Source organism: Cupriavidus sp. Agwp_2 (assembly GCF_040784895.1).
Lineage (GTDB): Bacteria > Pseudomonadota > Gammaproteobacteria > Burkholderiales > Burkholderiaceae > Cupriavidus.
In genome coordinates this window covers 454,498-477,759 of record NZ_CP088085.1, presented here as the reverse complement: position 1 = coordinate 477,759, position 23,262 = coordinate 454,498, and the positions used below count along the sequence as shown (strand labels likewise).

At 64.0% G+C, this 23,262-nt stretch carries 21 protein-coding genes and 1 pseudogene; 7 read left to right on the top strand and 15 right to left on the bottom strand.

Going from position 1 to position 23,262, the window contains the following annotated elements:
- Positions 1–83 precede the first annotated feature (83 nt).
- The 4 genes from LPA45_RS32510 to LPA45_RS32495 form a co-directional block, all read right to left on the bottom strand.
- Complete coding sequence (locus LPA45_RS32510) at positions 84–455, bottom strand: universal stress protein (protein ID WP_317922291.1); 372 nt, start codon at positions 453–455, stop codon at positions 84–86.
- 309 nt (positions 456–764) lie between these two features.
- Positions 765–1,991 carry an ISL3 family transposase gene (locus LPA45_RS32505; RefSeq protein ID WP_317922293.1) on the bottom strand — a complete coding sequence of 409 codons (1,227 nt, stop codon included), beginning with the start codon at positions 1,989–1,991 and terminating at the stop codon, positions 765–767.
- A gap of 52 nt (positions 1,992–2,043) precedes the next feature.
- Positions 2,044–2,247, bottom strand: a complete 204-nt coding sequence (locus LPA45_RS32500) for a hypothetical protein (RefSeq protein WP_317922294.1) — start codon at positions 2,245–2,247, stop codon at positions 2,044–2,046.
- 854 nt (positions 2,248–3,101) lie between these two features.
- Positions 3,102–3,524, bottom strand: coding sequence for a DoxX family membrane protein (locus LPA45_RS32495; RefSeq protein WP_116323506.1), 423 nt, complete (start codon positions 3,522–3,524; stop codon positions 3,102–3,104).
- A 1,054-nt stretch (positions 3,525–4,578) separates the two neighbouring features.
- Between LPA45_RS32495 and LPA45_RS32490 the strand changes: the two genes are divergently transcribed.
- The gene (locus LPA45_RS32490; protein WP_116323505.1) at positions 4,579–4,941 is read left to right on the top strand and encodes a DUF3307 domain-containing protein; all 363 of its coding nucleotides are present in this window, start codon (positions 4,579–4,581) and stop codon (positions 4,939–4,941) included.
- 185 nt (positions 4,942–5,126) lie between these two features.
- Here the strand turns inward: LPA45_RS32490 and LPA45_RS32485 are convergent, their stop codons facing one another.
- From LPA45_RS32485 to LPA45_RS32470, 4 genes are all read right to left on the bottom strand, one after another.
- Positions 5,127–5,966, bottom strand: coding sequence for a universal stress protein (locus tag LPA45_RS32485; protein WP_317922295.1), 840 nt, complete (start codon positions 5,964–5,966; stop codon positions 5,127–5,129).
- Between the two features lie 235 nt (positions 5,967–6,201).
- The gene (locus LPA45_RS32480) at positions 6,202–7,035 is read right to left on the bottom strand and encodes a universal stress protein (RefSeq protein ID WP_317922296.1); all 834 of its coding nucleotides are present in this window, start codon (positions 7,033–7,035) and stop codon (positions 6,202–6,204) included.
- A gap of 1,112 nt (positions 7,036–8,147) precedes the next feature.
- Positions 8,148–9,149: a zinc-dependent alcohol dehydrogenase family protein gene (locus LPA45_RS32475; protein ID WP_317922298.1), complete on the bottom strand. Its 1,002-nt coding sequence runs from the start codon at positions 9,147–9,149 to the stop codon at positions 8,148–8,150.
- Positions 9,150–9,156: 7 nt separating this feature from the next.
- Positions 9,157–9,612, bottom strand: a complete 456-nt coding sequence (locus LPA45_RS32470) for a universal stress protein (protein WP_317922300.1) — start codon at positions 9,610–9,612, stop codon at positions 9,157–9,159.
- Between the two features lie 400 nt (positions 9,613–10,012).
- On the opposite strand from LPA45_RS32470, the gene LPA45_RS32465 reads away from it, so the two are divergent.
- The 4 genes from LPA45_RS32465 (at position 10,013) to LPA45_RS32450 (ending at position 14,549) form a co-directional block, all read left to right on the top strand.
- The gene (locus LPA45_RS32465; protein WP_317922338.1) at positions 10,013–11,371 is read left to right on the top strand and encodes an MBL fold metallo-hydrolase RNA specificity domain-containing protein; all 1,359 of its coding nucleotides are present in this window, start codon (positions 10,013–10,015) and stop codon (positions 11,369–11,371) included.
- A gap of 61 nt (positions 11,372–11,432) precedes the next feature.
- A complete protein-coding gene (locus LPA45_RS32460) occupies positions 11,433–12,275 on the top strand; it encodes a universal stress protein (RefSeq protein ID WP_317922302.1) in 843 nt (280 codons plus the stop codon).
- Positions 12,276–12,561: 286 nt separating this feature from the next.
- On the top strand, positions 12,562–13,905 hold the full coding sequence (locus LPA45_RS32455) for a PAS domain-containing sensor histidine kinase (RefSeq protein ID WP_317922304.1): 1,344 nt from the start codon (positions 12,562–12,564) through the stop codon (positions 13,903–13,905).
- A complete protein-coding gene (locus tag LPA45_RS32450; RefSeq protein WP_116323496.1) occupies positions 13,902–14,549 on the top strand; it encodes a response regulator transcription factor in 648 nt (215 codons plus the stop codon). The genes LPA45_RS32455 and LPA45_RS32450 overlap by 4 nt, the downstream gene beginning before the upstream one ends.
- A 33-nt stretch (positions 14,550–14,582) precedes the next feature.
- On the opposite strand, the gene LPA45_RS32445 is transcribed toward LPA45_RS32450, so the two are convergent.
- Positions 14,583–14,981, bottom strand: a complete 399-nt coding sequence (locus LPA45_RS32445) for a response regulator transcription factor (protein WP_116323495.1) — start codon at positions 14,979–14,981, stop codon at positions 14,583–14,585.
- 296 nt (positions 14,982–15,277) lie between these two features.
- Here LPA45_RS32445 and LPA45_RS32440 point away from each other — a divergent pair, with 296 nt between their 5' ends.
- A complete protein-coding gene (locus LPA45_RS32440; RefSeq protein WP_317922307.1) occupies positions 15,278–15,814 on the top strand; it encodes a hypothetical protein in 537 nt (178 codons plus the stop codon).
- A gap of 283 nt (positions 15,815–16,097) precedes the next feature.
- Here LPA45_RS32440 and LPA45_RS32435 read toward each other — a convergent pair whose 3' ends face one another.
- The 6 genes and pseudogenes from LPA45_RS32435 to LPA45_RS32410 form a co-directional block, all read right to left on the bottom strand.
- On the bottom strand, positions 16,098–16,247 hold the full coding sequence (locus LPA45_RS32435; RefSeq protein WP_317922308.1) for a hypothetical protein: 150 nt from the start codon (positions 16,245–16,247) through the stop codon (positions 16,098–16,100).
- 683 nt (positions 16,248–16,930) lie between these two features.
- A complete protein-coding gene (locus LPA45_RS32430; RefSeq protein WP_317922310.1) occupies positions 16,931–19,633 on the bottom strand; it encodes a bifunctional acetate--CoA ligase family protein/GNAT family N-acetyltransferase in 2,703 nt (900 codons plus the stop codon).
- 56 nt (positions 19,634–19,689) lie between these two features.
- Entirely contained in the window at positions 19,690–20,343 is a 654-nt protein-coding gene (locus tag LPA45_RS32425) for a BON domain-containing protein (RefSeq protein WP_116323492.1), read from the bottom strand.
- Between the two features lie 94 nt (positions 20,344–20,437).
- Positions 20,438–21,084: pseudogene (locus tag LPA45_RS32420) on the bottom strand (BON domain-containing protein).
- A 68-nt stretch (positions 21,085–21,152) separates the two neighbouring features.
- Positions 21,153–21,617 (bottom strand): cyclic nucleotide-binding/CBS domain-containing protein, encoded by a 465-nt coding sequence (locus LPA45_RS32415; protein WP_317922312.1) that lies wholly within the window; start codon positions 21,615–21,617, stop codon positions 21,153–21,155.
- A 26-nt stretch (positions 21,618–21,643) separates the two neighbouring features.
- Complete coding sequence (locus LPA45_RS32410) at positions 21,644–22,066, bottom strand: Hsp20/alpha crystallin family protein (protein WP_116323490.1); 423 nt, start codon at positions 22,064–22,066, stop codon at positions 21,644–21,646.
- Positions 22,067–22,427: 361 nt separating this feature from the next.
- Here LPA45_RS32410 and LPA45_RS32405 point away from each other — a divergent pair, with 361 nt between their 5' ends.
- Positions 22,428–23,222 carry a helix-turn-helix domain-containing protein gene (locus tag LPA45_RS32405; protein ID WP_116323489.1) on the top strand — a complete coding sequence of 265 codons (795 nt, stop codon included), beginning with the start codon at positions 22,428–22,430 and terminating at the stop codon, positions 23,220–23,222.
- Positions 23,223–23,262 lie beyond the last annotated feature (40 nt).

The following is a 23,262-nucleotide window of genomic DNA, read 5'->3' as shown; positions in this document are numbered from 1 at the left end:
TGAATTGGCATCTTCGCCAGCTTCGCATCGTGCGACGCAGGTGCCTGTTCGAGCCGCCCCGCTTGATGGCAGGCTGGAGCCGCTCAATGAGACATCAATACGGGCACAGTCATAGACTCCAGGAGCGTGCGCGTCATGCCGCCCAAAACGATTTCACGGAGGCGGGTATGCCCGTAGGCACCCATCACAATGAGATCGACATCACGGTCAGCTGCAAGCGACAGCAACAGCTTGCCGGTCTCATCGCCGCCTCCGTTTACCACTGGCTCCTCATGGCTTGCTTGCACGCCATGACGGGAAAGCCAGGCCACCGTATGTTTCACCGGCGATAGCCACGGATCGCGCAATACCCCCGGCTGCAGGTAGGAAACGATATGAACATTATCCGCTCGTCGAAGGAGTGGCAGCGCGTCGCGGATCGCACGGGCCGCTTCTCGGCTGCCATTCCATGCCACCACAACGTTCTTGCCAACACTAGAGAATCTACCTGCATAAGGGACCACAAGAACAGGCCGGCCGCAGTGTAGAACGACGGATTCAACGAAGTGATCCTCTGCGAAGGCCTCTTCGTCATCCGGATCTCGTTGCCCGAGAATCAGCAGATCAGCAAGATGGGCATCGGCTTGTACCGTGGAAACCGTGGTCCAGTCTGGTGCCCGCCATTCGGCAGTTACCGCAGTACCTTTTGTAGCACCTTCGAAAGCCTGACGGGCCCAATCTTCAATCTGTCTGTGCCATTCTGGCTCTTTTGAAAAATGAGTGGGTTATGCGGCATGCGGGTTGATCGCGGAGAAGTCGAGCTTTCCGGCGATCAGGAAGATCACGGTGCGCATGGTTTTGAAGCTCACATAGCCGCGAGCCTTGCGCTTGGCGGCTTGGAACAGGCCGTTGAGCGCCTCCAGGAAGCCATTGGTCTGGCGAGTCTGGGTCCATGCAACGATGCCATCAAAATGCTTGCGGATCATGCGCGCGACCTCCTTCATTGGCTCGACCTTGGATCGCATGACGTTCGTGCACCACTGCTCGAGCATTGCGGAAACAACGTTGATCTGCTTGCGCCCAAGGATGTCGCGCAACTGCTCGCGATACAGCCAGGCACGGGCGGTGCGTTTGGTCGTGACGTTGGCGATCAACGCGTCGAGATCGGCACGCTGTGCGGCTGGCAAGCCGTCCCGATCCTTGAGCAGCGTCCAGCGCAGGCCTTTGAGGCTTGGATCGGTCTTCTGTTCGATACGCCGGGTCTTGTCCACGGCTGCCGAAGCGTGAGCCACGACATGGAACTTGTCGAAGGTGATGCGCGCGTTGGGCAAATGCTCGCTGACGCCCTTGATGAACGCTGGCGACATGTCGATACTGACCACCCCGATCTGCTCGGGCGCAGCGTTGTGCTCGCGCAGCTGTTCAGCGAACTTGCCAACCGTGGCAGCATCCTTGCCTTCGGTCACAAACACGACGTTACGCGCGTCGGCATCAGCGACAAGCGTCAGGTAGTTGTGACCGCGCCTGTAGGACGTTTCGTCAACGGCGGCAGCGGTCATGCCGGCCAGATCGAGTTCGGCCACCGCGAGGTCGACATAGCGCTCGCAGATAGCGTACACGCGATGCCACGACTCACCCACCGTTCTGGCTACAGCAGAAAACGGCATCTGCTGCGCAAGCGCCACCACCATGGCTTCAAACAGCAACGTGAAGCCAGAAAGCTTGCCAGCCCAGTCCGGCTCGACCAACGCCACGCGGCCGTCGGGAAGCTTCACGCGTGGCGTGCGGACTTCCAGATAGCAGTCGTGCTCGAAGAAGTTCAGGTGCCGATAGCGTTTGGTCACCGTGTCGTGAACCGGGTGCCCACCGGCGACCTCCGGGTGGGAAAAGCGGCTGCCGGCGACAAAGTCAATCTGGATCGTCAACGTCTTGGTTTGCGCGTTGAAGTCGACTTCCCGGACGAACCACGGATCGCTTACGCCAAGGGCTGCTTCAAACAGTTTGCTATGCATCGATCCTGTTGCTCTTTACCTGAAACCCGCCACGATACCACCCACTTGAAATTCAAAAGAGGCGCCATTCTTTATACGAAGCAAGGTATCGCTCGCCATCAGCAAAATAGCGAATTGCTTTCGGGTCGGGGTTGCCTGCAGCGAGCAGCCCAATCAGCGCAGCGTGGAACTCTAGAGCAAGCTGGGTTGCGAGGTGCAGACGCTGGTGCACACGACGGCTCGCATCCAGATGCACCATGATCGTGGCATAGTCCATGGACATTTCCTCCTAGCGGCTGCAGACCGCATGTTCAATCTAGAACTTGGGCATAGACAGGGCTTGTCGAACGTCAAAGCCAGTACGCGAAACATGGCTGGTTGACTTGTGTAGCTTGCTCAGTGCGATGTGCTCCGAAAGGAGTACGCGTCGCTAAGCCGGTTGACTCATGCCGCAGCAGCGCAATTCGGAGCGAAATGGACGGCGATCGCCAGGAGGACAAGGTCGGCATATTCAACGCCATCGCGACAGCCGCGGACACGGGCCAGCCCAGGACACCAGATGGCCGTCACTGGGAAAGCGTGTCATGTCGACGAGGCAATGACATAGCCCGTGCGTGAGGCATAGGCAGTTGCTTCAGTTCAATGCGCAGTTCGACGGGATATCCATCGACCCGATGGAGTGGTGACAGCCTCTACAGCCTCACAACGCGGCTCTGCAAGGGTTCGTCGAGCGCTTTCCCCTGATCTGTTCGATGTTGCGCGGATAATCCGCGGACGCCACAGCGCCGCTTGCGCGCCGAAGGGTTCGCATTTTGAGACCTCAGGGGTGCAGAGAGGAAGTCCCTTGCCACCCAGTTACTCGCGCAGCCTCAGATAAACGTGGCCCATAATGCGTCTGGGTCTCGCAGACCAGTCGGTGCTGATTCCCGGGGGAGTGCGGTACGTACGCACGTAGAAGAGCTTTAGGCACTGGAATCCCAATTGTAAAAGCTTGGCCACCTGCCGCAAACTCGATGGAGCCACCATGACTCGCTGGTACTACAGCTCTCGTACGCGGTTTCTGCCTTCCTGACCTGCAAGCCGTTCGCTCTGCTGCACCCCCGCTTTTGCGAGGTTTTATCACCATAGCAGCTATGGGGCTCTTGCTTGCGCACGCGACGATTCAATGGCGAATATCACCAACATGCCGCCCAGGATTGAGACATTCTTCAGAATGTGGTTAAGCTGATTCAGGAAGTCTGCCGGATCGGCGCGCCAGAAGCCGTGGAAGATGATGGTCGTGGGCACCAGGAACAGTGCAAGAAGCAACGCGCCCAACCGTGCGTTCCAGCCCGAAATCAGGGTTAGCCCACCACCAATTTCAATCACGATGGTTAGCACCAACAGCAAGACCGGAGTCGGTAGCTCAGCGCTGGCAATCCACGCAGAATAGGCCGCGAAGCTGCCAATCTTCAGGAGTCCGGAAAGTAAAAAAAGGGAGCCAAGAAGGGCGCGACCGACAGAGTACGTTCGTGAAACGATCGTGGGCGCGAGCGACATCGCGGTCATGACCATGATAATTCTCCGGAATCAAACAGCGCCAGCAGGCGTTGCTTATCGGCCAAATGGGGAACGGATTGCTGGTGTCAGGAGCTAGCCCCCAATCAGGAGTCCGGCTCTTTTCCTTGCCAATGCCGTCTCAAACGTGCCGAAGCAGCTTCCACCAAAGCGGGCCTGCGACCAGCCAGACAACCACGTAGATCAGGCTCATCAGAGGCCTTCCACCTTGCACCCGGGTGAGACGTAGCCAGCGCCGAACATGACCGGACCGGAACTCATCGACCTTGCTTTCCTCCCGCCTATGCCTCGGCGCGACACGGCCGTTGGATAGTATGCAGTGGTCGGGGGTGCAATCCTTGTGAGGCGGTGCTTCGTTTCAAGATAGCAGCGAGCCGGCGCAGCCCTTTGATCAACGTCAATGGGCGCCATCGGGAGGACGCGGGCTTTGCACGGGCCGGCGAAGACCACCAGCGTCTTGATCCGCTTCGACGCTCCCGGGTACGAACGCTCAGAACTCTAAATCACGACCGATGCACTGCACTACACTGCAGGTTTGTCTCATGGTATGCGTACCTGCTGCAACACTTCGTCGAAGGCGGTAACCCGGATCAAACCTAGCCGTGGAAGTTCCAGGTCGACGATGACTAGAGCGTCGCCGACAGCGAGACCGCGAAGAACAGCGCATGCAACCGGCTTTGGGGTCCGCGTCTGGCCATCCCAGCAAAGCGCGACAGCATGCGAAAGATGACCTAAGAAGGCGTACAGCAAGAATGGTGGCATGCGCTTGTGCGAATTAGGCATCAAATTCAAAGTCGTCCACCTGTCCATAGTTGGGATCGTTCCAAAAAAAATTTGTGCACCGCAAAAAAGAGATGGCGCTTCGGTCACGGACACACAGCGTTCTCCCGGGTCGAGGGCCTGAATAGCGCCACGCATGTTGCTGCCAGCATCGATTTCAGTGGCAGCTATGGTGGTCTTACTCTTTACTGTTCATTGATAATGAAAAGCCAGAGCGCGGTGCCGTCACTGCGGCGTGCGGTCTGGCATGGCGTTGGGTGGAGAGCGGGCCATGGCGTTACTGCTGCTATTCGCATTGTTCACCAAGCATCTCGTGTGCGACTTCCTGTGGCAGCCGAGCTGGATGCTGGCCGGCAAGGGTGACTTCCGGAGCCCGGGTGGCTATGCCCACGCGGGGCTACATGGCCTGTGTACTGCTGTGCTGCTCGGCGGCTTTGGTGTAACCCATTGGCTCGGGCTGGGGATCTTCGACGCCGTCGTCCACTACATGGTCGACCACTGGAAGGTGCGCCTCGGCCGACGCGCCAATTTGACGCCAAACTTGCCGCAGTACTGGTGGGCATTTGGCGTGGACCAGTACGCGCACGTGCTGACTTACCTCGCCGTGGTCTGGCTCGCTGGGAGACTGAACTGATTCGTCGGCCGCCTGCCACGGCATCGTGCGCCGAACGGTGCAGAGCACCGCCAGTGCCCATCTAAACCGTAAGTTCGAGTACGGCCTGACGCTGGTGAACCTGCAGGTTGGAGCTTTGCGGCGCCGCCGATCTAGCGCCCTGACGCTATCGGTTGCACCATTGCAGTTGCCTGCGAGGCCTGCTGTTAGTGTGAGAACAAAACAGGAACTTCGGCGTGGCGCATCAACGTCCGCGTTGTCCCGCCGATCACAAGCTCCCGCATGCGGGAGTGCCCATAGCCCCCCGCCACCAGGAAGTCCGCGGCAAGCTCCCCGAGCACATCGCAGATAACCGGACCAACGGGCAAGGAAGTCTGCTCGGTCCGCACGGCAGCAACGATGCCATGACGCTGCAGGTAATGACGCAGCCCCGCGACCGGCTCCGATTTCGCATCTGGCCTGCCGGCCCGGTCCCAGACTCCAAGTATCGTTACCTGTCTGGCGCGAAGGAGCAGGGGCATCGCATCGGCTACCGCCCTAGCGGCCTCGCGCTGACCGTCCCATGCAATCACCACGTGGCCGCCATGCAGGCGGCGGACCTCGTTAGGCAGGACGACCACCGGCCGCCCCGCATTCAGCAGCACATATTCGGCCACCTCGGCCGTAAGCGATGGCACGACTCCCCCTGTGGTGGCCGGCCGCGCGAGCAGGACGATATCGGCCACGCGCGCCTCCTGTGCCAGGACCCAGCCGGTCTCCTCTGCCACGACATGATGCGAGAATGTGATCGCGGGTGTGGCATCAGCCAACGTATTGCCCAGTAACTCCCGGTACGACGCGATTTGGCTCAGCAGGCGGCGGCGCGCAAGTTCTGCGTACCGCGCCGCATCGTCGCCGGCGCCACGCACGGGATCGATGCGCAGGCCAGTCGCGCTGGCACCAATGATATGCGCCCCAAAGCAGGAAGCCAGGTCCGCAGCCATGCGGATACGGGCGACGCAACCGGCGTCTGTCCCAAGCTCGACAACGATCGTCCGGTAGTCCATCAGAGCGCCTCCGCCTGAGCAAGGGCATGCGGCACAACGCGCGCCGAGATGCTCGCCCGCACGGCTTGGTCCGCTCGCAGCTTGGGAGGGCGGAGAAAATTGGGCGCGCCGGCACAAGCGCTGCAGACGATGCAAAAAAGCAATCCGACGCTGCATCGCTGAGGGCAGGCGCTATAGCGAGACCGTTGAAGCGCTTTCATGGCAGTAACCGGTTCCAGTCTGGGCTGTCTTCGCTTCAGCGCGAGAACAGCACAGGTACCGTCATGGAGTCCAAAAGCGTACGCGTGACGCCGCCAAGCACCAGTTCGCGCATGCGAGCGTATCCGTAGGCCCCCATCACGATCAGGTCGGCATTAAAATCCGCCGCGCGCGAAAGCAGGAGCTCGCCGATGGTCAGGTCAGCACCGCCGGGACCGTGTTCGATTTCCACGGCCACGCCGTGGTGCTCCAGCACACGCGCGGCGTGGCCGACCGGGGTGGCGTCTGCTCTTGCCTCCTTGGCCGCAGTGTGTGCGCAAAGAATGTGCGCCTGGGCACCGGCCATCAGCGGCACAGCATCGTGCAGCGCCCGCGCCGCCTCCCGGCTGCCATTCCACGCGACGATAACCCGCGTGCCCACGGTGGGAAACTTGCCGGCGCACGGCACGACCAGCGTCGGACGGCCGGTCTCCAGCAGCAACGATTCCAGCAGCTGTCGAGCCACCGGGCCTTCGGTGTTGTCGGCGTCGTACTGGCCGGCAACGATCAGTCCGGCCTCGCGAGCCTCGCGCAGCACTGTCACCACGGACTCTCGCTCTGCCGCGCGCCACTCGGCGCGCACCGGCAGTGCTTGAGTCGCAGCAAGAAACTGCACCCGGACGTTTTCCCTGACCTTGTTGCGCCGGGCCAGGTCGTCCGCCACAAATTGCTGCGCGCCCTCCGTGAGGTAGATGCCCGGATCGAGAACGAAACCGGCGTACATGCCGATCAGCGGGCACTGGTTAGCCGCGGCAATGTGCCCCGCCACTTCGAGCCGCTGCAGCGCCTGCGGATTGCTGTCCAGATGCACCAGGATGCTGTCGTAAGCCATGATCGCCCTCTCGCAGAAGCTACAAATCAGTCTAGGCGGCAGGCGAGATCGACTCTTGTTTCAGATCAACGGGCGTGGCCTGCCCAGGCACGGCTGAGGTATCGCCCTGTTGTGCGCAGAAGACTAGTGCGAGAAAAGCGCCGGGACGTTCATCGACGTGAGGCGTCATGGATCGCCCGGGCGGATTCGCGGCTGCCATTCCAGGCGAGCATGACGCGCCTGCCGATCTCGCTTAACCAGCCTGCGCTGGGGATGGCCGGCATCGGTCTGTCAGTCCAGGATGATCACGAACAGCAGCTCGTCCAGCCGCGCTCGCGCTGGACGGCTACCAGCGGCAGGCCTTCAGCGGCGCGCCACTCCACCGGCACCAGCCGGTCCTCACACCCAATCCGGATTTGCCGGACTGCTGCGCCGCGCCAAATCTCTTATTTCTCAACCTGTAGGCAGGCAGCGCAGACCAGAAACTGAAAAAACGTGGTTTAGTAAACGCCCTTCGCCTGCAATCTTATGTCGACCGGGCCGTCAGTACATCAAGCGCGAGCCTCCTTTTCGCGAGCGGCAGGACCTAACCTTGGCCAAACGGTATGCCGATTTGACCTACCTCAAAAGATCCGCAGTCAGGGCCACGACCCGACATAGTGGCCCCTAAAATTCGGTTGCTGCAACGCGTGGCCCATGCTGCTCCGTCATGCAGCGCCGCACGCGTAATCGTCAACCTCTGCGGGAGACAGAGATGCTAAGCCCCCACGAGCTCGCAGCGCTGATGATTCTCAGCGATTCGGAACATACCCGCGAGTTGGACCCCGCTGACATCAGTGCACTCGTTGAGCGCCAGCTGGCGCAGCTCGAGACCTCGAGACCTGATCGGAGGCAATTTCGCCTGACCAGAGAGGGCGAACGCATTCTCAATGTGGTCGGTAAGCGCCGTTGAAAGCCTCCCGAAAAGGGAGACGCCGGCGGTTTTTGTTCCTCTCCTGAAAGCTTGTCGGCTGAAATCTTGTCGGGTCGTCCAAGCACACGAAACCACGAGTGCATGCTAGGCACTTGCGTGCCGGCCTTCAGCCAAATCAAGCGTTCTCCCTGGCATCCCTGCTGCAGGCGGCGGAAAAGACTCAGGGATGGATAGTCAGGACGGCGGCGCCGGCGAGGCGGCCCGCGCGCAGGTCGACCAAGGCAACGTTGGCCTGTTCGAGCGGATAGGTGGTGATATGGGTCTGTAGCGGCGTGTGGGCCGCGATCGCCATCAACGCGTCGCCATCGGCCCGAGTGAGGTTGGCCACGGAGCACAGCCGTCGCTCTTCCCACAGCAACTGGTAGGGCATAGCCGGGATGTCGCTCATATGGATGCCGCCGCAGACGACGATGCCGCCTTTGTCGATGGCGCGCAGCGCACGCGGCACCAGCGCGCCCACGGGGGCAAAGATCAGTGCCGCGTCCAGCGGTACCGGTGCATCGAGGTCGCTGGCGCCGGCCCAGCATGCGCCAGACTGGTGTGCCAACTGCTGGGCAGCGCTGTCGCCCGTGCGGGTGAAGGCATAGACCTCCCGGCCCTGCGCCACGGCGATTTGCGTCACCAGGTGGGCTGCCGCACCAAAGCCGTAGATGCCGATGCGGCGCGCTTCACCCGCCATTCGCAGCGTGCGGTAGCCGATCAGGCCGGCACAGAGCAGTGGGGCGGCGTGCTCGTTGTCATAGGCGGCGGGAATGCTGAAGCAGTAGCGGCTGTCGGCCACCACGTACTCCGCGTAGCCGCCGTCACGCGTGTAGCCGGTGAACTGCGGCGCGTCGCAGAGATTCTCGTGATGTCGCACGCAGTAGCTGCACTGTCCGCAGGTATGGCCCAGCCATGGCACGCCGACACGGTCGCCCTGCCTGAACGCGGTGACACCGGTGCCACACGATTCGACCGTGCCGACGATCTCGTGCCCCGGAATGAGCGCAGGCTTGGGATAGCGCAGGTCGCCGTCGGCGATATGCAGATCGGTGCGGCACACGCCGCAGGCGGCCACGGTAATGCGGACCTCGCCCGGCCCTGGCTCGGGCACTGTGACGTCCAGCAGGCGCAAGGGCAGCCCCGCCCCCTCGAACAGCATCGCTCGCATGGTCGGCGGCATGGCGCAATCAGCCTTCGATCTCGCTACGGACCAGCAGCACCGGCTTGGTGGTCTGCGCAAGGACGCCTTCTGACACGCTGCCCATCAGCACGCGCCTAACGCCGCGCCGGCCATGGGTCCCCAAAACGATCATGTCGGCATTCCAGGTGTTTGCTTCGTTGACGATGGTCGTCGAGATCCGGCCTGGGGCCAAGGGCTTCTCGTCCAGTTGTGCGTTGCAGCGGATACCGGCTTCGCTAAGGCGGGCAGTGGCCGCATCCAATGCCTTGCGGCCATGAGAGACCAGTTCTCTGACCAGTTCGTGCGGGTCGAAAGAGCCCGTCCCGAAATAGATGTCGCTGTCGTCCACCACGTACAGCACTTTGACTTCGGCATTGGTGGCCCGGCCGATGGCGATCGCCTGGCTGAGCGCCAGGTCGGAGGAGCGGCTGCCGTCCACGGCAAGCAAGATGCGCTTATACATGAGATGTCTCCTGAGAAGGATCGACCCAAGTCCCATCTTAAGATTCGCTCTAATCAGAGTAGATGGTGATGGTGAATTCGGGTTGACATGGCTCAACGCCGGACGCGGGACGATGAAATCCTGGGTTGGGGGCAGGCCTTTTGCAACGCGTTGGAGCGATTTTGCATGACGTTTCCCAAGATCTGCTCCGCGCGGAGCCACGGTGCGCACTGCTGTTGGCCCTGCGTGGACGCCACGTGGGGCGGGCGGGGCGGGACACTGTTCAAGCGTAGGTATTCGCATGTCCGCATGATTGATCCGTATCAACCACCACTCGGTTCCCCCACCTAGACTGGCTGTATCGGCCAGCGGCACCCGTGGCGGGACCAACGGCTTCGCGCAAGCGTCAAAGGACACCAGCATGCAACTGCAATTCCTCGGCGCGACCGATACGGTCACCGGCTCCAAGTACCTGCTCGATACCGGCAGTCAACAGGTCATGGTCGACTGTGGCCTGTTCCAGGGATACAAGACCCTGCGCCTGCGCAATTGGGACCCACTGCCGCTCGATCCGGCCAAGCTCGACGCCGTGGTGCTGACCCATGCCCACATCGACCACAGCGGGTATTTGCCCCTGCTGGTGCGGAACGGCTTCCGCGGCAGCGTGTACTGCACAATGGGCACCGCGCAGCTGTGCGGCATCCTGCTGCCAGACAGCGCCCACCTGGCGGAAGAAGACGCCGATTACGCGAACCGCAAGGGTTTTTCGCGTCATCGCCCCGCATTGCCCCTTTACACGGCCGCCGACGCTGAACGAGCAATGCGGCGACTCCAGCCGATGCAGTTCGGCAAGCGCTTCCAGGTAGCGCCCGGCATCGAGGCCGAGTTTGCCCGGGCCGGACATATCATCGGGGCAGCTATTGTCACGTTGTTCGTCGACGGCAAGCGCATCGTCTTCTCAGGCGACCTCGGGCGGCAGCAGGACGTCGTCATGCGCGCGCCGGAAATGGTGCGTCAGGCGGATTACCTGCTGGTGGAGTCCACCTACGGCGACCGGCGGCATCCGGACGACGACCCACTCGATGTGCTCGGCGAGATAGTCAGCCGGACAATTGGCCGCGGCGGCAGTTTGATCATCCCCGCTTTCGCGGTGGGGCGCACGCAGAGCCTGCTTTACTGCCTGCACCGCCTGCGCGAGCTCAAGCGAATCCCCGACGTGTCGGTGTACCTCAACAGCCCGATGGCCATCGATGCGACCATGATTTTCTCGCTGCATCCGGAAGAACTGCGCATCAGCCGCGAAGAGTGCGCCGCAGCCTGCAACCTCGCCATCCCGGTGCAGAGCATGGAGCAGTCGATCTGGCTGAACCACGACCGAAGTCCCAAGATCATCCTGGCTGGCAGCGGCATGGCTACCGGTGGTCGCGTGGTCCACCATCTTGCCGCCTACGGTCCGAACCCTCGCAATGCCATCCTGCTTTCCGGCTTCCAGGCGGCGGGTACGCGCGGCGCAGCGCTGGCCGCAGGCCGGCGCGACATTCGCGTCCATGGTAAGGACATCGCCGTGCATGCGTCGGTGGAGCAGGTCGAGAACATGTCCGCACATGCCGATGCCGCGGAACTCATGACATGGCTTGGCGGCTTTCACCAGGCGCCGCGGCGTACGTTTGTCGTCCACGGCGAGCCACAGGCAAGCGACGCGCTTCGCCAGCTCATCGAGCGCGACCTGCGCTGGGCAGTCACTATGCCGGAATATCGTCGCTCCTACCCGCTCGATTGATCCAGCCCGGCGCCTGCCCTATGCATTTTTTGTCACGTCGGTCAAACCACGGAATCACGTCATGGACTTTAGAACCATCCTCGTCGACCTCAGCGAAGATTCAGCCCGGTCGGCACGCATTGAAACGGCCGCACGGGTTGCCGCGGAATCTGGCGGCAGCGTGGTCGGACTGACTGCAACTGGAACTAACCTGGAGCCGTTTCGCGGGGCGGGCGAAGAAGCCGGACAATACGCGGCGCTTGCCGCCAGCCAGCTGCACAAACTGGTTGCCGGTCACAAGGAAGCCCTCGACACGCTGACTAGGCAAGTGGCGCCGGACATTCCCACCCGGCATATCGTTATTGACGCCGAGTCCGGCTGGGCGCTTGCCGACGAGGGCCGTTTCGCCGATCTTATCCTGCCCGCACCGCCGTCGGCGGATGCCGATGTCCCAGCGCTGCTGGCCGGGGTTGCGGAGTATGCGATGCTCAATGCCGGCCGGCCCATCTTGCTGGTGCCGGGCGCGTCCGGACCTCGCTTTGGTGGCCATGTCGCCATTGCATGGAACGGCGGCAGAGAGGCCGCGAGGGCGGTAGCGGACGCATTGCTGTGGCTCGCGCGTGCCAGTGCTGTTTCCGTCCTGGTGGTCAGCGCAGGCAAGTATGCTGCTGCCATAGAGGAACAAAGTTACCGTGACAGTGGGAACCGGCTAACCGCGTGGCTGGCCAGCCATGGCATCAATGCCAATCTCCTGGTCGGGGAGGGCGACCCTGACCACGTTCTGCCGCAACTTGCGGACAAGGTACAAGCCGACCTGCTGGTCGCCGGCGGCTATGGCCGCTCCCGGCTGAGGGAGCTTGTGCTGGGTGGCACCACCCGGGCCCTGCTGCGCCAGTCGTCTTTGCCAGTCTTCATGTCACACTGACGAGTGCGCGCTGCCCGTGGGGGCACTGGCAGCGCACTGCCTGGCCGCAGGCGCTTCGTTCGGCCGGCACATTGCTTGCCAGGCCGAACGTTGGTTCGCCGACATACCCGAGCCGTTTCCTGAGCTAATTTCTGATGTGCGTTACTCAGCCGGTGTCGGCACATGTTGTGGCTCCGACGTTGTCGGCAACGGCGAAATTCCGGTTTTGATCCGCATCGAGCACAGCGCCGTTGCCTTTCCGCGCACAAACTCTATAGTCCATTGGCAAGGTAACAGAGAGGAGAGCATGCCCCTGAAGGCGTCTTCACTCGATCCGCAGCCGAGCCGCCAAGCCAGTCCGTCTCCTGCATGGCGGCTTGCGGACATCGCCCTCGGACTGAGCGTCGTGCTGGCTTGTGTTGGGCTGGCATACTTGTTGCAAGCTGCCATGGAGCGCTACCGCGCGCTGGTGTTGGCGCCAATGGTGCCTGTCCTGGGCGCAGGCAGCGGTCTGCTGCTGGGGCTTTATCTGATCCGGATGCGCAAGCTCAGGCTGACCGCCGCAGACAACCTCCAGCGGGTGGCCGAAAGCGAGGCACGGCTGGCCGGCATTATCCGGTCCTCGATGGAGGCAATCATCACAGTGGACAGCGAACAGCGCGTCCTGTTGTTCAATCCCATGGCGGAGACGCTATTCGGCTGGACGGCAGCTGACGCGATCGGGCGCAAACTCAGCGACTTCATCCCGCAGCGCTTCCGCGCTGTCCATGAAGAGCACGTGCGCCGCTTTGGCGTCACGGGCGTATCGGAGCGCCAGATGGGCAGACAACGCATGCTGCATGCGCTACGCCGTGACGGCAGCGAGTTCTCGATTGAAGCGTCAATCTCGCAGACCTCGGACCGCGGCGGCAAGCTCTATACCGTGATGCTGCGCGATACCACCGAGCGGGTACGGGCCGAGGAGGCCTTACGCCGCTCCCGCGAAGAGCTGGAACAGCTCTCTGATGGCATCCTCACCGCGCGGGAAGAGGAGAAACGCCGCATCGCCCGTGAACTGCACGATGATCTGGGTCAGCGCCTCAGTGCCTTGAAGATGGATCTCGCCATGCTGGAGGCCGACGTGCTGGAAGGCCGCGATGCCACCAACCTGTCGGCGGAGATCGCAACCATGCATACCGTGATCGACGACACGGTAGCGTCGGTGCGGCGCATTGCCACGGATCTGCGTCCCGCGTTGCTGGACGAATTGGGCATGGTGCCAGCGATCGAATGGCTGGCCAACGATTTCTCGAACCGGTATGGGCTCGCCGTATCGGTGGTCGCCGCGGACGACGAGGTGCCGGAAAAGATCGCCGTCGCCGCATTCCGCATCGTCCAGGAGGCGCTCAGCAACGTGGTTCGGCACGCCGAGGCCAGCAGGGCAACCGTTTCCATTGGCAGGGAAGGGCCCAACTTGCGGATCGAGATACATGACAACGGCACTGGCTTGAAGGAGCGGCCAGCGCGCGCTGGTCAGCGCAAATCGCTGGGATTGCTGGGAATTCGCGAGCGCGCACGGCTACTGGGCGGCGACGTCCTTGTCGAGAGTTCGCCCGACGACGGCTTTCGCTTGGTCGTGCGATTTCCGCGTGAGCAGGGAGAGCGTGCATGACCCGGGTGATGATTGCGGATGACCATGCCGTGGTGCGGGACGGCCTGCGGCATATCCTGGAACGGGCCGGTGTGTTTGAGGTGGTCGGCGAGGCGGCCGATGGTACGCAAGTGCCCAGGATGGTACGGGAATGCACCCCGCAGGTGCTCCTGCTTGACCTTTCCATGCCTGGCAGGAACGGGCTGGAATTGATCCGCTTGCTGCGCGGCGAGCACCCGGCCTTGCGTATCCTGGTCCTGACCATGCATGCGGAGGAGCAATACATCGTCCGCGCGTTCCAGGCCGGCGCAGCAGGCTATCTGACCAAGGAAAGCGCGGCCACGGAACTGGTGTCAGCCATCGGGCAGATAGCCCGGGGCGGCACCTATGTGAGCCAGTCGATTGCCACGAAGCTGGCAAGCGGGCTGAAGGATCAGACCGACGACCTGCCGCACCTGAGGCTGTCGGATCGCGAGCTGGAAGTGTATCGGCGGCTGGTGCTGGGCGAGCCCATCACGGCGATCGCCACGGCACTGTGCGTCAGCGCCAAGACCGTGAGCACCTACAAGATGCGGCTGATGGAAAAAATGCAGATGCCCAATGAGGCCATGCTGTTGCGCTATGCCATGCGCAATCATCTGTTCGACGACGACGCGGACCTGTAACGCTACATCACCGCGCCGGGCGCCGCCGGCATGCTATGGCCGCAAGGTCGCCGCCAGCCCGGCCAAGACCAGGCGCAGTGCATCGAGTTCCAGCGTCTTGTCGAAGCAGTAGCTCCCGCCTGCCTTCAGGCAAGCGCGGCGCAGAGGCGGGCCGAGGTTATCGGCCAGCACGATCACAATCGTATCCGGCAGCGTCGACCTCAGCGTCCTGACCTCCAGGAGTGCATGAGCATAACCGGTGCCTAGGCTGATCAGGACGACGTCCGGGCGAAGACGCATCAGCCCGGCCAGTTCCGTGGCAGCGCTGAGGCCCGAACCCGCGACACGGATGGCAGTCATTCGACCGAGCAAACCGAGCTGCCTGGTTCGAATCGCATTGACATGCTCGAGCAGGTACACGGTGAGGAGATTGGCTTGATTGCGATCTGGCATGGCCCCAGTATCGTCTGCCGCACTGGCTGCGGCAAATAAGGGGCGGCTGAGAGTGGCGTCAGCTCGCCAGAAGGTGCTGTCAGGGATCCCTGACATGCGCGCCCACGTCGTGTTGGCTTGGCCGCGCAGTACGACAGCTCCGGCAAGCAAGCCGGCGGGTGGCATCGGGTCGTCGATGACGGATGTGGCCGTGCCTTGATGTAGCCCAAGATCACGCTCGCGTGCGCACCTACTCTGGATGGCATCACCGGCGCAACCGACCCTTGTCGGCTACCGGCTTGTCTCAGGAGATTCCCATGCGCGCGATTGCGCTTGCCGTCTGCCTGCTCTGCCCGGGCCTATTCGTTGCCATCCCCGCGGGCGCTGCTTCGCAGGAGTCGCCCGCGGTTCCGGCGGCGCCGGCGGTTCAGCACATGAACGGCATCTACTACGTTTCCGGCGGGATCGGCGTGGACCAGGTGGCGGCGATGCGCAGCATTGCCGGGCGCTTCAACGTCCATATGCACTTTGTGAACGAAGCCGACGGTAGCAGCTTGTCTGACGTCACCGTGACACTGTTCGACGCTCGGCGCGAAATTGTGCTGCTGGTGCTGAGCGAAGGGCCGCTACTGTACCTGCGACTGCCGCCAGGCGACTATCGCGCGCTGGTCCGCTCCGCAGGCGCGATCGAATGCCGAACCGTGCGCGTGCGCCCGGATGGCACCGGACCGTCGCTTCTGCTGCGCCTTCCAGGGGATTCCCTCGTCGCGCCGGCGCGGACGGGGAACCCGCGCCAGGCAATGCGGCGTGCGCAGGGCGGTGGCACCGAGGGCTGCTACCGCGGCGGGACCTGAGACATGGGCCTCGTGTGCGCGGCACCGCCGGGGAAACGCTGAGGCCGTTGCCGCCACCGGGCTGAAGGGGAGCCTGCGATGCCTTGGAATGCTGACCGATATCCCGCGTCCATGAAGCGGCTACCGCCGGCAGTGCGCCGAAGTTGCCAACGCCTTGCTCGCAAGCGGCCATGACGAAGGCATGGCAATTCGCGTTGCCATTGCCTGCTCGCGGCGGTGGGCTCGCAGGCATCCGGATCAACTGGTGGATACGCCGCCAACCGGCCCAGACTGGAACCAATGGCTATGAGGCAGGTGTCCAGCGCATCGTGCTGGACACGCCGCCCTTGGCCGGCACCACCAGCGTCTGCTCGCGCTCCTTGCCATCCGCGCTGGCGTCGACGCGATAGCGGCCTGGCGGCAGCTTGACGAACAGGAACGGACCATCGGACACGGCAGCGAAGCGCTGCCGCGGCTGTCATAGATATGCGTGCCGACACCAGCGAGGTATTGACCGCCGATTCCGGTGAAAGTGAGCCGCAGGCTGTAGTCGCCGCTGGCTTGCGCAGGTAAGCCGCCTCATCCTGACCGACACCGCCGGTCAGGTAGCGAACGCCATCGGCGTCCCGGGCGCCGGCATGCCATCCGCCGCGGTTGCTCCCGCCGCGCGCGGACTGCAGTCCTGCCGTACCGGCTGCCAACGCGGTTGTTCATCCCCATACGCCGGTTGTCAGACCCGCCGTGGCGCAGCGTGACGCGATCAGGTCGTGAGTGCGCTGCATGATCGCCTGGCGCTCCTGCGCGGACGTGGCGCTGCGCAGTCTTGCGCAAATGTCGGCATGCTCCGGCTCGGTGAGCAGGTCTGCGCCGCGGACTGCCTCGCGGGGCCGCGGCGCGGCAGGCGACGGCTCGGGCTGGGCCAGCGCTGCGCGGTGCCGGCGCAGAGCAGGGCCGCCAGCAGCAGGGTCCGGCAGCCAAAGACACGTTGAAGGTTCATGGTGGGACAGTTCCGCAACGGGTTTATGAATGCGAGCAAGCCTGCCGCCGACTGCCCCAGGGGACGCTTACAGGCAACGAGCAGCCTGCTCGCCTGCTACCAGGCGTAGGCCGCCCGCCGCGCGCGCCAATTGCGATGCCTCAACCCTGCGTGTGAACGCCGGCATTCTCCTCGTGCAGCGCAAGGTGCAGACTGACACCCTCGGCGCCCGCCGCGATGCTCGACCTGAAGCCGCAGGCGCGCGCCAGCGTCAGCATGGCCCGGTTGTGCTGCATGGTGCAGCCCACCAGCGCGCCGATGCCCTTTACGCGCGCGTAGCGGATCATCTTCTCGAGCAGCAGCTTTCCCAGTCCTTGTCCCTTGCAGTCCGAGCGCACGGCGATGCCGAACTCCGCCTGGAGATTGTCCGGATCGGCAACCGCCCGGACCTCTCCCAAGATGGAAGTTTGACCACACGCATCGGTAGTCGTCGCGATGAACGCCATCTCCCGCGCGTAGTCGATCTGCGTGAGTCGTGCCAGCTGGCTGTGTACCGGCTCGCGGAACGTGCAGAAGTAGCGTGCATGGATATCTTCCGGCGTCAGCTGGCGGAAGTAAGCCTGGTAGGCCGCTTCGTCGGCCGGGCGCACGGGCCGAAGCACGACGGTGCGGCCGTCCTGCTCGACGCATTCCTCGAGCGCCTCCGGATAGGGCTGGATGGCCAGCCGCAGGCGCGTACCCGACGCCGGCACCTTGACGGCGATGCGGGCATCGAGCGCGATGACGCCTGCCGCGCTCGCCAGGAGGGGATTGATATCAAGTTCCGAGATCTCGGGAATATCGCAGACCAGGCGTGATACCTGTACCAGTACCTGGAGCAAGCCGTCCCCGTCGACGCCCGAGTGTCCGTGCCAGCCTTCCAGCAGGCGCCCGATGCGGGTGCGCGACACCAAATCTTGCGCGAGTAGCGCGTCGAGCGGTGGCAGCGCAACCGCATGGTCGCCAATGCGTTCGGTGTTGACGCCGCCATGGCCGAACAACAAGACGGGGCCGAACACGGGATCGGTGGCGGCGCCGACGATCAACTCGAAGCCATCGCCGTGCCGGACCATCGGCTGGACGGTAAAGCCTTCCACCCGTGCTTCCGGGGCTTGCTGCCAGATCCGCTCGAGCATGGCGCTGCCAGCGCTGCGCACCGCAGCGGCGTCGGCGAGGTCCAGTGCAACGCCGCCCGCGGCAGACTTGTGCGTGATGTCCGGGGACAGGATCTTGAGCACTACCGGATAGCCGATCCGTGTGGCCTGGTCGACAGCCTCATCGACGCTTGCCGCGGTCCGGGTTGCGACCACGGGGACGCCATAGGCGGCCAGCGCGGCCTTGGCCTCCGGCTCGGTCAGCAACTCCCTGCCGGCGCGGAGGGCATTGCCGATGATTGTGCGCACCTGGTCCTTGTCAGCCGGCGTGTACGTGCCGTCTGCGGGCGGCGTGCGCATCAGCAATTGCTGGTTCCTGTGGTATTCGCAGGCCTGCAGGAAGCCGCGCACTGCCCGCTCCGGGGTGTCGAAGGTTGGCACGCCGGCATGCTGGCACAAGCGGCGTGCCTGCTGCACGGCATCCGCCCCGAGCCATGCGGTCAGCAGCGGCTTGCCGCCCGACGGCGCGCTGACGATCGCGGCCGCGATCTGGGCGGCCGGCACGATGGCCGTGGGCGCATGGATCATCAACACAGCGTCAACCTCGGGCGCCTCGCAGAGGATGGCGTAGGCCTGCAGGTAGCGCTCGACGGGCGCGTCGCCGATGATGTCGACCGGATTCGCGCGCGGCCAGGTGGCGGGCAGCACGGAGTCCAGCCGGGCCAGGGTCTGGTCTGACAGCCGGGCCAGGGTCCCGCCGGCATCCGCCAGCGCATCCGTCGCCATCACGCCGGCGCCGCCGCCATTGGTCAGGATGGCGAGGCGCTCGCCACGCAGCCCGCGCATGCGGGCAAGCATCTCGACGGCGTCGAACAGGCCCTCGGTGCTGTCCACGCGCAGCATGCCGGCACGCCGGATGGCGGCGTCGTAGACGTCATCGGCACCGGCCATGGCCCCGGTATGGGACGCTGCGGCGCGTGCAGCCTGCGCCGAGCGCCCGCCCTTCACGATCAGCACCGGCTTATTGCGGGCGGCGGCGCGCGCCGCGGACATGAACTTGGCGCCGTGGCGGATCGCCTCCACGTAGAGCAGGATGGCATGCGTCTCGGCGTCGCCGGCAAGGTAGTCGAGCACGTCGGCGGCGTCCACATCGGCACTGTTGCCCAGCGAGATGAAATGGGAAAACCCGATCTGCCGCGAGCGCGACCAATCCAGCACGGCGGTGGCCAGCGCGCCGGATTGCGTGGCGAATGCCAGCTTGCCTTGCCGGGCCGTGCCGGGTGCGAAGCTGGCATTGAGGCCGACCCCCGAAGCGATCAGCCCGACACAGTTCGGCCCGAGAATCCTGAGCAGATGGGGCCGCGCCGCGTCCAGCATGGCTTGCCGCAGGGCGCCTCCGGCGCTGTCCTCGGGACCCTCGAAGCCGGAGGTCAGCACGATGGCCGCGCGCGTGCCGGCGGCGCCAAGCTCGGCGATGAGCCCCGGGATGGTGGGCGCAGGCGTGCACAGCACCGCGAGGTCCGGCGGTGCCGGCAACGCGCCGACGCGCGCGTAACAGGGTTGGCCCGCCAGCGTCGCATACTTCGGATTGACCAGGTACAGCTGGCCGGCAAAGGCGCCCGCGGACAGGTTCTCCAGCACGGTTGCCCCCACGCTATGCGGCCGCAGCGTCGCGCCGATGAGCGCGACCGAGCGCGGACGGAACAGGGCATCGAGGTTACGAACAGTCATGGCTGGCTCTCATGGCAACCGCCGGCAGCCCCGGCGTCCTGGGCCCTGTCGGGAGGTCAGAGATTCACCTGGATGATGTTCGACACCTCGCTGACCCCCGGCGCCGCCCAGGCGGCTTCGAACGCGGCCTCGCGCTCGGCCCAGCTGCGCAGGCTCCCGCGCAGCGTCACCACGCCGTCCTTAACGTCGACGGTGACATGGGTCGCGTCGTCCGCCGCCTGGCGCTCGATGGCCCTGGCGATCCGCTCCTTCACGTCGTGGGCCGCGATCGCGGGCTGGACCACGATGGCGTTGGCTACGCTGACCACGCCGTAGAGGCCGGCCACCGCGCGCTCCGCGGCCAGACGCTGGTAGTTCCAGTCGACCGTGCCGGTCAGCGTGACGCAGCCGTCCTCGACCATCACCTGGGTGCGATCCGCGGGCAGCACCGAGGTCCACGCCAGGATGTTGCTCGCGGCGCGTGCGATGTCGGCGTCCGTGCGCTGCGCGTCATCGGGCAGGCGCACATCGATTTCGACGGCCAGGCCTTTCACACCGGGCACGCGCCTGACGGCCTCTTCGGCGGCGTACTTGGCGGCATGGCTGGTGAGATGGCCGGTCAGCGTCACCACGCCGTCGTTGACCTGGACGCCGACCTCCGCGGCATCGACGGCCGGGTCCCAGGCCAGTTCCTCGACCACGTGCTGCTTGAGCTGGATATCGCCTTTCATGTCGGTTGCCTCCTGTTTGCCTTGCGCCCTCGGGCGCGATGGCGGCGCGTGCCGCCTGCTCCGTGCGTGCCGGCGCGGACACGCGGCATCGGCGTCACGGCCGCGTTTCCAGCTGATCGATGACCGCCGAGATGCCCGGCGCCGACCATACGGCACCGATGGCCGCGCGGCGGTCGGCCAGGGAATCCACGTGGCCGCTCAGCGTGGCGGTGCCATTCTCGACCTTGACGCTGATATGGTGGGCCTCGCGCACGGCATGGCGGCGCAGCGCCTCTTCGATGCGACTCTCCACATCGGGGGGCGCGGTCTTCTCATTCATCCGGATGTTGTTGACGACGCCGATCACGCACGTAACTGGCTGACCGTGCGTTCGGCCAGGTTCTTCTGGTAGCCCCATTCGACGTTGCCCGACAGCGTGACCCAGCCGCGCTCGACGCGAACCTTGATGACATCCGAGGGCACATGTACGTGCCATTGCAACGCCTCGCGAGCCGCCTCGGCAATGGCTTCGTCGAGGAAGGCGCCGGGCGGATGCACGTCGAGCTTGACGACGACCGCGCGTACGCCTGAGACGCGTTCCGTGGCGCGCTCGGCGGCGAGCTTCTCCGCATAGCTGGACAGGTGCCCGTTCAGCGTGACGATCCCCTCATGGACCTCGACGCCGATGGACGCCGCATCAATCGCCGGGTCCCAGTCGAGTTCCTCGGCGACGTCCTTCTGGATCTGATGATCTGATTTCATGCTTTACCTCTGCATGAGCCCGGCGCCGAAAAGGGCACCGGGTGCGGGGTCAAAAAACGCATTGGTGGTCAAGTGTGTAACCGGGTCGGCGCGCTGCCGGAACGCTCTCGCTCCTGCTCCTTGCGCACGAGCGAAAACAGCATGCCCCAGTCGGTTGCGAGGGCGGCGAACAGGTCATCGAGCGCAATCACCCCGATCACTGCCTCGCCATCCAGCACCGCCAGGCGCCTTACGCCGTGCGTCAGCATCAACTGCATTGCGTCGGCGACGACGGCATCCCGTTGGATCCCCACCAGACCACGGGTCATCACCTCGACCACGTCGGTCTGGCATGGGTCCGCACTGGTGGCCGTCGCACCGATGACGATGTCCCGGTCCGTGACCATGCCGACCGCGCGCGTCCCGGCCGGTGAATTCTCTGTCACGATCAGCGCACCGACGTGGCGGTCCCGCATCTGTACGGCAGCTTCCTGCAGGGTGCAGGACAGCGGGACATGCACGGCTTTCGCTGAGCAGATATCCTGGACTAGCATCCCGGTCTCCTTTTCGGCGCACTCGCCTAACGTACGGTAATGCGTTGCTGGGTCGAGCTTTCCTTCTTGGGCAGCACCAGGCGCAGCACGCCGTCCTGGAAGCTGGCATCGATCTTTTCCGTGTCGATGTTCCCGTCCAGCGTAAAGGCGCGCTGCACCGAGCCGCTGTAGCGCTCCTGGCGGATCACGCGGTCGCCTTCCTTCACCTCGGAAGCCTTCTCGAGCTTGGCGGAGATCATCACGGTCCCACGGTCTACGCTGACGTTGATGTCTTCCTTCTTCACGCCCGGCAGGTCGGCGGTAATGGTGAAGCTGCTCTCGGACTCGGCCACGTCGACCTTGAACGGCAGTTCTGTGTCAGGCGCAATCCGCCAGTTGCGTAGCATGCTCTGCAGCAGATCGCCGAGCGGTTCGATTGAAAACGGGTCGTAGCGCTTGATGTTGGTCATCACGGTCTCCAGGGAGGGCGGCGCGCGGTGCGCACCGGATGTTCTTACTGTGGCAAGCCGGGCCAATTGCGGTTTGTTTTGCATCAAACGGCCCCAGATTGTCTCGGGTGTGTGCGCCAGATACCGGTGTTGCATCACATGCGCCTGCGCGGAAAGCCAGGGCGTACGGAATGACCGGTGTCAGGGAACCCTGACAAGCGACGCTGCATTCCTGACACGCAACTCAGCGCAGCCTTCTAGGCGTGGAACCCGTGCCGTCCAATACTTCAGTCAAACATAGCGGCGTGCATGCAGATGCGGTCCGCCATGCGATGTGCGAACGCGGGTCGGGACCAGGAAGGCCGGCGGAACGGAGACAACCATGTTTGACTTGCATACTGAGGTTGATGCCGTTTGTGACGCGACCGACATGTCCGGTGCGCTCGACAGGCGCGAAGATGGGATGCCTGCAGCGAAGGTGCCGAGCGATGGTCGGGCCCGATGCACGACCTGCATGATGCGGAATATCTGCATGGCGGCCGCCAGCCTGGAGGCCGGCGAAATGGCCCGCCTGGACTCCGTCGTGCAAGGCTGGCGTTCGGTCAAGCAGGGCGAACGGCTGTACCGCGCCGGCGATCCGTTCCGCAGCCTCTATGCGGTCCGCGTCGGCTCGTTCAAGACCGTGGTGGCGCCGGAGCGGGGCAAGGAGACCATCTCGGGCTTCTTTATGGCCGGGGACGCCATCGGCATGGACGGCGTCTGCCAGGAAACCCATAACGGCGATGCGATTGCCCTGGAAGACAGCGTGGTCTGCGTGATCCCGTTTCACTTGCTTGAGGCGCTTTGCCGCGAGATCAAACCGCTGCAACGCCAGTTGCATAAGATGTTCAGTGCCGAGATCGTCAGGGAATCGCGCCAGATGATGCTGTTGGGCAACATGTCCGCCGAGCAACGCGTGGCGGCATTCCTGTTGAATGTCTCGGCACGCTACCGCGAGCGGGGCTATTCGGCCACGTCCTTTGTGCTGCGCATGACGCGTGAGGACATCGGCAGCTTCCTCGGCATGACCCTGGAAACCGTGAGCCGAATCTTGTCTAAGTTCCAACAGGAAGGGCTGCTCACCGTGCAGGGCAAGACCATCGAGTTGCTCAACCTGGACGCCCTCGATGCTCGCTAGCAGCGTCATACCCCGGCAAGGCATGACGTGAACGATCCCA